Source organism: Streptomyces palmae (assembly GCF_004684805.1).
Lineage (GTDB): Bacteria > Actinomycetota > Actinomycetes > Streptomycetales > Streptomycetaceae > Streptomyces > Streptomyces palmae.
Genome location: NZ_SRID01000229.1, coordinates 1 through 10,939 on the forward strand (window position 1 = coordinate 1; position 10,939 = coordinate 10,939).

Annotated in this window: 8 protein-coding genes; 4 read left to right on the forward strand and 4 right to left on the reverse strand. The window is 70.1% G+C overall.

Annotation, left to right across the window (positions count from 1 at the left end; translation table 11 throughout):
* Positions 1 to 158 precede the first annotated feature (158 nt).
* Positions 159 to 2,783 carry an aminopeptidase N gene (gene pepN, locus E4099_RS21410; protein WP_135340723.1) on the reverse strand — a complete coding sequence of 875 codons (2,625 nt, stop codon included), beginning with the start codon at positions 2,781 to 2,783 and terminating at the stop codon, positions 159 to 161.
* A gap of 168 nt (positions 2,784 to 2,951) precedes the next feature.
* On the opposite strand from pepN, the gene E4099_RS21415 reads away from it, so the two are divergent.
* Positions 2,952 to 3,599, forward strand: a complete 648-nt coding sequence (locus E4099_RS21415) for a mycothiol-dependent nitroreductase Rv2466c family protein (protein ID WP_135340724.1) — start codon at positions 2,952 to 2,954, stop codon at positions 3,597 to 3,599.
* Between the two features lie 101 nt (positions 3,600 to 3,700).
* Here the strand turns inward: E4099_RS21415 and E4099_RS21420 are convergent, their stop codons facing one another.
* A complete protein-coding gene (locus E4099_RS21420) occupies positions 3,701 to 5,149 on the reverse strand; it encodes an amino acid permease (RefSeq protein ID WP_135340725.1) in 1,449 nt (482 codons plus the stop codon).
* A 179-nt stretch (positions 5,150 to 5,328) separates the two neighbouring features.
* Positions 5,329 to 6,720, reverse strand: a complete 1,392-nt coding sequence (locus E4099_RS21425) for an amino acid permease (RefSeq protein WP_135340726.1) — start codon at positions 6,718 to 6,720, stop codon at positions 5,329 to 5,331.
* A 287-nt stretch (positions 6,721 to 7,007) separates the two neighbouring features.
* On the opposite strand from E4099_RS21425, the gene E4099_RS21430 reads away from it, so the two are divergent.
* Positions 7,008 to 7,634, forward strand: a complete 627-nt coding sequence (locus tag E4099_RS21430; RefSeq protein ID WP_135340727.1) for a biotin transporter BioY — start codon at positions 7,008 to 7,010, stop codon at positions 7,632 to 7,634.
* 270 nt (positions 7,635 to 7,904) lie between these two features.
* On the opposite strand, the gene E4099_RS21435 is transcribed toward E4099_RS21430, so the two are convergent.
* The gene (locus E4099_RS21435; RefSeq protein ID WP_135340728.1) at positions 7,905 to 9,365 is read right to left on the reverse strand and encodes an amino acid permease; all 1,461 of its coding nucleotides are present in this window, start codon (positions 9,363 to 9,365) and stop codon (positions 7,905 to 7,907) included.
* Between the two features lie 225 nt (positions 9,366 to 9,590).
* Between E4099_RS21435 and E4099_RS21440 the strand changes: the two genes are divergently transcribed.
* Positions 9,591 to 10,079, forward strand: coding sequence for a ribose-5-phosphate isomerase (locus E4099_RS21440; RefSeq protein ID WP_135340729.1), 489 nt, complete (start codon positions 9,591 to 9,593; stop codon positions 10,077 to 10,079).
* Positions 10,079 to 10,888: an Fpg/Nei family DNA glycosylase gene (locus tag E4099_RS21445; RefSeq protein WP_135340730.1), complete on the forward strand. Its 810-nt coding sequence runs from the start codon at positions 10,079 to 10,081 to the stop codon at positions 10,886 to 10,888. Before E4099_RS21440 ends, E4099_RS21445 begins: the two co-directional genes overlap by 1 nt.
* The last annotated feature ends 51 nt before the right edge of the window (positions 10,889 to 10,939 follow it).

Below are 10,939 nucleotides of genomic sequence, written 5' to 3' on the forward strand. Positions count from 1 at the left end.
AACCACACTCCCGCCTCCCCGTCTCGGGCGGCGGGAGTGTGGTTCATGCTCCCGCCATTCCCGTGCCCACCGCGCCCGCTAACCGCTGTTACACAGTCGTCGACAAATCCAGACAACTCCGCGCTAAAGTACGGGAGTTCGACTGCCGAAAACCTCCGTCAGCGCGCGGCCCGGGCGTCGCACTCCTGCGCACGAAGGGCGCGCGCCAGATCGTCGCGCGCCTCGAACACCAGCCGGCGCAGCGCGGGCGCGGCCTGCGGGTGCTCGGCCAGCCAGCGGTCGGTGGCCGTCAGGGTGGCCGGATCGTCCTGGAGGGCCGGGAAGAGGCCGCGCACCACGGACATCGCGATCTCGATCGACCGCTGCTGCCAGACCTCCTCGATGGCCGCGAAGTAGCGCTCGGCGTACGGCGCCAGCAGATCCCGCTGGCCCGGCTGGCCCATCCCCGCGATGGTGGCGTCCACCAGCGCGTTCGAGAGGGTGTCGGACTCCACGACGGCCGCCCACGCCGCCGCCTTGACCTCGGCCGAGGGTCGGGCCGCCAGGCAGCGCACCTGGTGCCGCTTGCCGGAGGCGGTGTCATCGCGGGCCAGTTCCGCGTCGATGGCCGACTCGTCCGCCGAACCCTCGGCGGCCAACGGCTCCAGGAAGGCCCAGCGCAGCTCCTGGTCCACGTCGAGGCCGTCGATCTGCGCGGTGCCGTCCAGCAGCCCGCGCAGCAGCTGGAGTTCGCTCTCCGAGGTGGCGTTCAGGGCGAAGAACCGCGCCCAGGCCAGCTGGTGGCCGCTGCCCGGCTCGGCCAGCCGCAGCTCGCGCAGCGCGCCCTCGCCCATCAGCGCGCCGCCCTGGGCACGCCACTGGGGATCGGCGTAGTGCACCAGCGCGGTGTTGGCCCACGCCTGCACCATCTGGAGCACCCCGATGTCGGTCTCCGAACCGGCGAAGCGCAGCACCAGGTCCAGGTAGTCGCGGGCCGGCAGCAGCCCGTCCCGGGTCAGGTTCCACAGCGCGGACCAGCACAGCGCCCGGGCCATGGGGTCGGTCAGCTCGCCCAGGTGCTCGCGGAGGGTGGCCAGCGAGTCGGCGTCCAGCCGCACCTTGCAGTAGGTCAGGTCCTCGTCGTTGACCAGGATCAGCTCCGGCCGCACCTGCCCGACCAGCTCCGGCACGGTGGTGTGGGCGCCGGTCACGTCGACCTCGGCGCGGGCGTAGCGGACCAGCTCGCCCTCCTGTCGCCGGTAGAGGCCGACCGCGACCCGGTGCGGGCGCAGCGTGCCGGGGCCGGCGGCGCCGTCCGACATCGAGGGGACCTCGGGGGCCTCCTGGAGGATGGCGAGGTCGGTGATGTGCCCCTCGGCGTCGTAGACGGCCTGCGGGGTGAGCACATTGACCCCGGCGGTCTGCAGCCAGGCCCGGGACCAGGCGGTCATGTCCCGGCCGGAGGTCTCCTCCAGCACCGACAGCAGGTCGCCCAGCCGGGTGTTGCCGTAGGCGTGCGCCTTGAAGTAGCGGCGGGCGCCCTCCAGGAAGGCGTCCCGGCCGACGTAGGCCACCAGCTGCTTGAGCACGCTGGCGCCCTTGGCGTAGGTGATGCCGTCGAAGTTGAGCTTGGCGTCCTCCAGGTCCCGGATGTCCGCGGTGACCGGGTGGGTGGAGGGGAGCTGGTCGGCGCGGTAGGCCCAGGCCTTGCGGCGGTTGGCGAAAGTGATCCAGCCGTCGGTGAAGCGGGTGGCCTCCACCATGGAGAAGGAGCCCATGAAGTCCGCGAAGGACTCCTTGAGCCACAGGTCGTCCCACCACTCCATGGTGACCAGGTCGCCGAACCACATGTGCGCCATCTCGTGCAGGATGACGTTGGCCCGGTTCTCGTAGGACGCCTGGGTCACCTTGCCGCGGAAGACGAACTCCTCGCGGAAGGTCACCAGGCCCGGGTTCTCCATCGCGCCCAGGTTGTACTCCGGGACGAACGCCTGGTCGTACTTGCCGAACGGGTACGGGAAGTCGAAGTGGTCGTGGAAGAAGTCCAGGCCCTGCTTGGTGACGGTGAAGATGTCGTCCGCGTCGAAGTGCTTGGCCAGCGAGGCGCGGCACAGCGCGCCCAGCGGGATCTCCAGCACCTCGCCGTCCGAGAACGTGCGGCGGTAGTGGTCGGTCACCCGGTGGTACGGGCCGGCGAGGACCGCGGTGATGTAGGTGGAGATCGGCTTGGTGGTGGCGAAGTGCCAGGTCGCGGCCGTGTCCCCGGCGGGCTCCGGCTCGCCCTCCTGGGCGCCGTTGCCCAGCACGGTCCAGTCCTGGGGAGCGGTCACCGAGAAGGTGTAGGGGGCCTTGAGGTCGGGCTGCTCGAAGTTGGCGAAGACCCGGCGGGCGTCGGCCGGCTCGTACTGGGTGTAGAGGTAGACCTGGCCGTCCTCGGGGTCCTCGAAGCGGTGCAGGCCCTCACCGGTGCGGCTGTAGGCGCACTGGGCGTCCACCACCAGCTCGTTCTCCGCGGCCAGCCCGTCCAGCGCGATCCTGGCCCCGTCGAACACCTGGGCGGGGTCCAGCTCCCGCCCGTTGAGCACCACCGAGGTGACGCTGGGCGCGATGAGGTCCGCGAAGGTCCCGGCGCCCGGCTCGGCGGCGCGGAACCGGATGGTGGTGCGGGAGCGGAAGGTCCGCACCCCGTCGGCCGGCTCGGGGCCGACCGCGGACCGCAGGTCGAGCGCCACCTCGTAGGCGTCCACGGTCAGCAGCCGGGCGCGCTCGCGGGCCTCGTCACGGGAGAGATTTTCACCGGGCACGACGCGACTCCCTCTTGATTGTGATGCGTCTATCTCGTATTTCGGACGTTCGGCATCATGTCACGCTGCATTCCGGACGGGCAGTGGGGAATGACGGCACCACACGGTGACGTTCTGTCGTGAGCAAGCACCGAACGAGCCCTTGAACGAGCCACCTGAGGAGCTGTTGTGAGCGAGACCGAGACCTCGACCACCAGGACGCCGGCCGACTTCTGGTTCGACCCGCTGTGTCCGTGGGCGTGGATGACCTCGCGCTGGATGCTGGAGGTGGAGAAGGTCCGCCCGGTGGAGGTCCGCTGGCATGTGATGAGCCTGGCCGTGCTCAACGAGGACCGGCTGGACGAGCTCCCGGAGCAGTACCGCGACCTGATGGCCACCGCCTGGGGCCCGGTGCGGGTGTGCATCGCGGCCGAGAAGGAGCACGGCGCCGAGGTGCTCGGCCGGCTCTACACCGCGCTCGGCACCCGCCTCCACAACCAGGGCCTGCCGAACAACCGGGAGACCATCCTGGCCGCGCTGGAGGAGGCCGGGCTGCCCGCCGAGCTGGCGGACGCCGCGGACACCGACGCCCACGACACCGAGCTGCGCGCCTCCCACGCCTCCGGGATCGACCTGGTCGGCCAGGACGTGGGCACCCCGGTGATCGCGGTGCCCGGCGCGGACGGCGAGCAGATCGCCTTCTTCGGCCCGGTCGTCACCCCCGCCCCCAAGGGCGAGGCGGCGGCCAAGCTGTGGGACGGCACCCTGATGGTCGCCTCCACTCCCGGCTTCTACGAGATCAAGCGGACCCGCACCCAGGGCCCGATCTTCGACTGACCCGAGCCCGAGCCGGCCGCCCGAGCGACGCAAGGGCCCGTACGTGGCGAACGTACGGGCCCTTCCGCTTGCCTGTCGGCCGTCTTTCCCGGCCGCCTGGTTCAGTCCTCTTGCTCGGCCGGCAGCAGAGCGGTGCGGCGGCCGGCCAGCCGCTGCCGGAGCACACCGGCGGCGACCAGCACCACGGTCAGACCGCAGGAGTAGATCACCTGGTCGCGGGTGCCGTCCTCACGGGCCATCAGGACCAGCAGGGTCAGGATGCCGAGGATCGCCACCCAGGTCAGGTACGGGAAGAGCCACATCCGCACCACCAGCTTCTCCGGCGCCTCGCGCTCCAGCCGGCGGCGCATCACCAGCTGGGAGACCGCGATGAAGCCCCACACGATCAGCACCACCGCGCCGAGGGTGTTGGTCACCCAGACGAACACCTTGTCCGGGGACCAGTAGTTGAGCAGCACGGTGAAGAAGCCGAAGAAGCAGGAGGCGACCACGGCCAGGCGCGGCACCCCGCCGCTGACCATGCCCAGGAACCTCGGGCCCTGGCCGCGGGCCACCAGCGAGTACGCCATCCGGGAGGAGCCGTAGATGTTCGCGTTCATCGCGGACAGCAGGGCGATCAGCACCACCACGTTCATGATCTGACCGGCCGCGGGGATGTCCAGGTGGTTCAGCACCGAGACATAGGGGCCCTTCTGCGCCACCGCGTCGGTGTTCCAGGGGAGCAGCATCACGATCACGAACATCGAGCCGATGTAGAACACCGCGATCCGCCACATCGCGGTGCGCACCGCCTTGGCCACGCCCCTGATCGGGTCCTCCGACTCGGCGGCGGCGATGGTCACCGTCTCCAGACCGCCGTAGGCGAAGGCCGAGGCGGTCAGGCCGAGCACCAGGCCGTGCATGCCGTTGGGCATGAAGCCGCCGTGGCCGGTGAGGTTGGCGGTGCCCGGGGCGTCGGTGCCCGGCAGCAGACCGCAGATGGCCAGGATGCCCAGCACCAGGAAGACGCCGATCGCCGCCACCTTCAGCGCGGCGAACCAGAACTCGAACTCACCGAAGTTGCGGACCGAGATCAGGTTGGTGGTCATGAAGATCACCATGAAGATCAGGACCCACATCCAGGACTTGGTGCCCGGGAACCAGCTGGTCATGATCCCGGCCGCGCCGAGGCCCTCCATGCCCACCGCGAAGGAGAGCAGGGTCCAGAAGATCCAGCCGGCCGAGAACCCGGCCCAGGGTCCCAGCGACCGCTCCGCGTACACGGAGAAGGAACCACTGGCCGGATTGGCCGCGGACATCTCGCCGAGCATCTGCATGACCAGCATCACCAGCAGGCCCGAGATGGTGTAGGCGAGCACGATCGAGGGACCGGCCGCGGCGATGCCGGCGCCCGACCCCACGAACAGGCCCGCGCCGATCACACCGCCGAGGGCGATCATCGACAGATGGCGCTGCTTCAGGCCTTGGGACAGGGAAGTGCCGCTGCCGTGCGGGGCGGAGCCGTTGTTATCGGCCATGCGCTCCGGAGCGGACGCAGTTGTCCGGTTCATAGGGCTTGATGTCCATTACGTGAGAGCGAAGAGGGTTCTGAGCGCCCTCAGTGTGGAGTTACTGTCCGCTGAGGACAACACTTGTCACAACGCTGTCTGGATAACGGACATTACGATTACGCAGCGCACCCGACCGATCGTCAGGTAGGGGGCGGGCATGGCCGAAGAACGTCAGCGCGTCAGCGAGTTCGGGCTCGCCACTCGCGTACCCCCGCCACCAGGAGCACCGCGCAGGTCGCCCCGGCGGACCAGAGGAGTTGGGGCCGGGCCTGGGCATCGGTCAGCATCAGGACCAGCACCGCGGCCATCGCGGCCAAGGCCGTCCAGGTCAGCCAGGGGAAGGCCCACATCCGCAGGACCAGTTTCCCGGGTGCCTCGCGCTCGATGCGGCGGCGCAGCCGCAGTTGGGATACGGCGATCAGCGCCCAGACGAACAGCAGGACCGCACCCACCGCGTTCAGCAGATAACGGAAGATCGAATCCGGCCACTCAAGATTGAGTACGACCGAGACGAACCCGAACGCGACCGAGGCCAGCACCGCCTGGCGCGGCACCCCGCCCCGGGACACCGCCAGCAGACCGCGTGGCGCCTCTCCCCGCTCGGCCAGCGAGAACACCATCCGGGAGGAGCCGTAGAGATTGGCGTTGAGCGCCGAGAGCAGGGCGACGAACACCACGATGTTCATGATCTGACCGGCCTTCGGCACCCCGACGTGGTCCAGCACGGCCACATACGGGCTCTCGCCCGGCACCATCGAGGTCCACGGCAGCAGGGTCACGATGACCAGCACCGAGCCGATGTAGAAGAAGACGATCCGCCAGACCGCGCTGCGCACCGCCCGGCCCACGGCGCGGGCCGGGTCGTCGGACTCGGCCGCCGCGATGGTCACCACCTCCAGCCCGCCGAACGCGAAGACCACGACCAGCACCCCGGAGACCACGCCGCTCCAGCCGTGCGGCAGGAAGCCGCCCTGCCCGGTGAGGTTGGCCATCCCCACCGGATCGGTGTCCGGCAGCACCCCGAAGACCGCCAGCGCGCCCAGCACCAGGAACAGCGTGATCGCGACCACCTTGAGCGAGGCGAACCAGAACTCGAACTCGCCGAAGTTCTTCACCGCGGTGAGGTTGACGCCGGTGAAGACCGTCATGAACAGCAGCACCCAGGCCCACTGCGGCACCGCGGGCAGCCAGCCGTTGGCGATGTGGGCCGCCCCGGACGCCTCCACGGCCAGCACCACCACCAGCATGAACCAGTACAGCCAGCCGACGGTGAACCCCGCCCAGCGGCCCAGCGCCCGCTCCGCGTGCACCGAGAACGCCCCGGAGGCGGGCACCGCCGCCGACATCTCGCCGATCATCCGCATCACCAGCGCGGCCAGCGCGCCGGCCAGCAGATAGGAGAGCAGGATGCCGGGGCCGGCCACCGCGATCCCGGCACCCGAGCCCACGAACAGGCCGGCGCCGATCACACCGCCCAGCCCGAGCATCGTCAGATGCCGCTGCTTGAGGCCGCCGCCCAGCGGCTCGGCGGCCTCGGAGGCGAGCGTTTCGGCGGGCGGGGCCTGGTGCATGGTGCGCGGTTCACTCTCGCTAGCGCTTTGGGGGTTCCCCACAGTGTCCCTGGGTGTGCCGGGAAAGCGCAAAACCACCCGATCTCTCCCCGACCGGGCGTGACCAGCATCACGTGACCTGCCGTGACGTTGGCGGCGGCATTCAGGCATAGGGCGTGACGGTGGGCGGTAAGCACCAAGTCAGCCGCCCCGCCTTTGTGGGTAATCCACGGTGAGGGTGGGTCGGCGCTGGGTTAACGTCACGGTGTTCCGACTGTCACCGACCGCTCTCACCTCGGGGAGAACCGATGAGCTCCGCCTCTGTCCCTGCCACCCGGACCGGTACGGTCCTCGCCGACGCCCTGTTCCCGGCCGCCCCGGCGGCCCGCCCCTGGACCGACCCCCGGGCGCTCGCCCGGGACGCGGCCCTGGTCGTGGGCGGCGCCGTGCTCACCGGCCTGGCCGCGCAGCTGTCGGTGCCGGTGCCCGGCTCCCCGGTCCCGGTGACCGGCCAGACCTTCGCCGCGCTGCTGGTCGGCACCTCGCTGGGGGCCGCCCGCGGCTTCCTCTCGCTGGCGCTGTACACCCTGGTCGGCATGGCGGGCATGCCGTGGTTCGCCGAGGGCACCTCCGGCGCCCTGATGCCCTCCTTCGGCTATGTGCTGGGCATGCTGCTGGCCGGCACCGTGGTGGGCGCGCTGGCCCGCCGCGGCGGCGACCGCGGGGTGCTGCGTACCGCGGGGACCATGGCACTGGGCTCGGCGATCATCTACGCGGTGGGCGTGCCGTACCTGGCGGTGGCCGCCGACCTGTCGCCGAGCGAGGCGGTCGCGGCGGGGCTCACCCCGTTCCTGCTCGGTGACGCGCTGAAGGCGGCACTGGCGATGGGCGTGCTGCCCTCCGCCTGGAAGCTGCTGGGCGGCCGGCGGGGCTGACCCCCGGGGGCCGCGGGCGCGATCCGCGCGCGTACGCGTCCGCCGGCCGCCCCAGCGGCGGGTCGCCTGATCCGCACGCGTCACGACGCGCCCCAGCCCCGTACAGACGGCGAACGGGCCGGGACCGCACCCTCACGAGGGGTGCGGTCCCGGCCCGTTCGCCGTCTTGGTGCCGTGAGGTCCCGCCTGGCCCGGCGATGATCGGCCGGACCGGACTGACAGGACCTGACGCTGACGGCCCGGATACCTCCGCCGCGGCGGAGGACCCGCTCACAGGTCCTTGGACTCCGTCTCCAGCGCCACCCGGGCGGTGCGGTTCATTCCCAGCCGGTCCCGGACCACGGCGATCGCCACCACGATCACGGCCACCAGCATGGAGAGCAGTACCTGCTTGCGGCCCGACTCGTCGGTGAGCATGTAGACCAGGACGAAGGAGATCATTCCGATCGTCAGCCAGGTCAGGTACGGGAAGAGCCACATCCGCACGATCAGCTTCTCGGGGTTTTCCCGCAGGATGATGCCGCGCATCCGCAGCTGGGTGAAACAGATCACCAGCCAGACGAAGAGCGCCACCGCGCCCGAGGAGTTCAGCAGGAACTCGAAGACGGTCGTCGGCCACTTGTAGTTGAAGAAGACCGCGACGAAACCGAAGACGACCGAGCCGAGGATCGCGGCCTGCGGCACACCGCGCGCGTTGGTGCGGGCGAAGGCCCTGGGGGCGTCACCGCGCTGGCCCAGCGAGAAGGCCATCCGGGAGGCGGTGTAGAGGCCCGAGTTCAGACAGGACAGCACCGCGGTCAGGACGATGACGTCCATCACGTCGGCGGCGTGCGGGATGCCGATCGAGTCCAGCGCGGCCACGTACGAGCCCTGGTCCTGGATGCTCTTGGCGTCCCAGGGCAGCAGGGTCAGCACCACCAGCATCGAGCCCAGGTAGAACACGCCGATCCGCCAGATCACGCTGTTGGTGGCCTTGGTCACGGCGCGCTGCGGGTCCTCGGACTCACCGGCCGCCAGGGTGACGATCTCGCTACCCATGAAGGAGAAGACCACCAGCAGCACACCGGTGAGGATGGCGCCCGGGCCGTGCGGCAGGAAGCCGCCGTGGTCGGTGAGGTGCGCCAGTCCCGCGCCCTCGTTGTCCGAGCCGGGCAGCAGGCCGAACACCGCGAGCCCGCCCACCACGATGAAGGCGCCGATGGCGACGACCTTGATGCCGGCGAACCAGAACTCGAACTCGCCGTAGGAGGCGACCGAGGCCAGGTTGGTGGCGGTCAGCACCACCATTACGATCAGCGCCCAGCCCCACTGCGGGACCTGCGGGATCCAGCCCTCCAGGATGGTGGCACCGGCGGTGGCCTCCACGGCCAGCACCACGACCCAGAAGAACCAGTACAGCCAGCCGATGGAGAAACCGGCCCAGCGGCCCAGCGCCCGGTCCGCGTAGGCGGAGAAGGAACCGGAGGTGGGATTGGCAGCGGCCATCTCGCCAAGCATTCGCATGACGAACACGACCATCGCGCCCACGAGGGCGTAAGAGATCAGAATGCCGGGGCCCGCCTTGGCGATACCGGCGCTGGAACCGACGAACAGGCCGGCGCCGATCACGCCGCCGATCGCAATCATGGACAGATGGCGGTTCTTGAGTCCCGCCTTCAGTTCGTCCTGGGAGGAATTCCGACCGGGGTCTCCGGAGGATGTGCCCACCGAAGTTACGGGCTGTGCGCTCATGTGCACGATCCTTTGAACTGGGGTTCTGAGCCTCGCCAGTGAATCTCAGGAGAAGGAATAGATGAACCTTTGAATCCGGATCGTTATTTGAGGTTTCCATGAGGTTCTTTGGCGATCTCCGCTTACAACGGTTAAGCGGAATGGCAGATTCCCAGGTCGGGGAGTGTTTCAGACCTCACCGGGCCCGACGCGGCGGGGGCACGTCGGGCGTGTCACACTCGTCCCATGCGCGTGTACCTCGGCTCCGACCATGCCGGTTTCGATCTCAAGAACCACCTCGTCGAGTGGCTCAAGGCCCACGGCCACGAGCCGATCGACTGCGGCCCCCACATCTACGACGCCCAGGACGACTACCCGCCGTTCTGCCTGCGCGCGGCCGAGCGCACCGCCGCCGACCCGGACAGCCTCGGCATCGTGATCGGCGGCTCCGGCAATGGCGAGCAGATCGCCGCCAACAAGGTCAAGGGCGTACGCGCCGCGCTGGCCTGGAGCGAGCAGACCGCCGCGCTGGGCCGGGAGCACAACAACGCCAACGTGATCAGCGTCGGTGGCCGGATGCACACTCTCGAAGAGGCGACCAAGTTCGTCGAGATCTTCCTGAACACCCCGTACTCGGGTGAGGAGCGGCACACCCGCCGCATCGAGATGCTCAGCGCCTACGAGACCACCGGCGAGCTGCCGCCCATCCCGGCCCACCACCCCCAGCAGGGCTGATGCCCGAAGGGCACACCCTCCACAGGCTGGCCGCCGACCACGATGAGAGGTTCGGCGGCCGGCCCGTACGCGCCACCAGTCCGCAGGGCAAGTTCGCGGATGGCGCGGCCCTGGTCGACGGCCAGGTGCTGGCCGGGGCCGAGGCACACGGCAAGCACCTGTTCCTGGGCTTCGGCGAACTCGGCTGGATCCACGTCCACCTGGGCCTGTTCGGCAAGTACACCTTCGGCGACACCCCGGCGCCGCCGGCCACCGACACCGTACGGCTGCGCCTGCTCGGCCCCCACCACTACGCCGACCTGCGCGGCCCCACCGCCTGCCGCTTGATCACCGACGCCGAGAAGGCCGCCGTACACGACCGGCTCGGCCCCGACCCACTGCGCCCGGCCGACGACGGCGAGCCGGCCTGGGCCCGGATCTCGCGCAGCCGCAGCACCGTCGCCGCGCTGCTGATGGACCAGAAAGTGATCGCGGGGGTGGGCAACGTCTACCGCGCCGAGGTGCTCTTCCGGCACGGTATCGACCCCTACCGCACCGGCCGTGAGCTGCGCCGCGGCGAGTGGGAGGCGATCTGGGCCGACCTGGTGGCGCTGATGCGGCAAGGCGTGGCGAACAACCGCATCGACACGGTCCGCCCGGAGCACACCCCCGAGGCGATGGGCCGCCCGCCGCGCGTGGACGACCACGGCGGCGAGGTCTACGTCTACCGCCGCGCCGGAGCGCCCTGCCACATCTGCGGCACCGAGATCCGCACCGCCGACCTCGCCGCCCGCAACCTCTTCTGGTGCCCCACCTGCCAACGCGCCTAGCTTCCGCCTTCCAAAGAGGGGGGAGGAACCGCCCCACCCGCGCCCCAGGGC

What these genes read in the sequence shown, in the direction of transcription:
- E4099_RS21425 (WP_135340726.1), bottom strand. Translation starts at nt 6,720, where the DNA reads ATGCACCAGGCCCCGCCCGCCGAAACGCTCGCCTCCGAGGCCGCCGAG.
- E4099_RS21430 (WP_135340727.1), top strand. Translation starts at nt 7,008, where the DNA reads ATGAGCTCCGCCTCTGTCCCTGCCACCCGGACCGGTACGGTCCTCGCC.
- E4099_RS21435 (WP_135340728.1), bottom strand. Translation starts at nt 9,365, where the DNA reads ATGAGCGCACAGCCCGTAACTTCGGTGGGCACATCCTCCGGAGACCCC.
- E4099_RS21440 (WP_135340729.1), top strand. Translation starts at nt 9,591, where the DNA reads ATGCGCGTGTACCTCGGCTCCGACCATGCCGGTTTCGATCTCAAGAAC.
- E4099_RS21445 (WP_135340730.1), top strand. Translation starts at nt 10,079, where the DNA reads ATGCCCGAAGGGCACACCCTCCACAGGCTGGCCGCCGACCACGATGAG.
- E4099_RS21420 (WP_135340725.1), bottom strand. Translation starts at nt 5,149, where the DNA reads ATGAACCGGACAACTGCGTCCGCTCCGGAGCGCATGGCCGATAACAAC.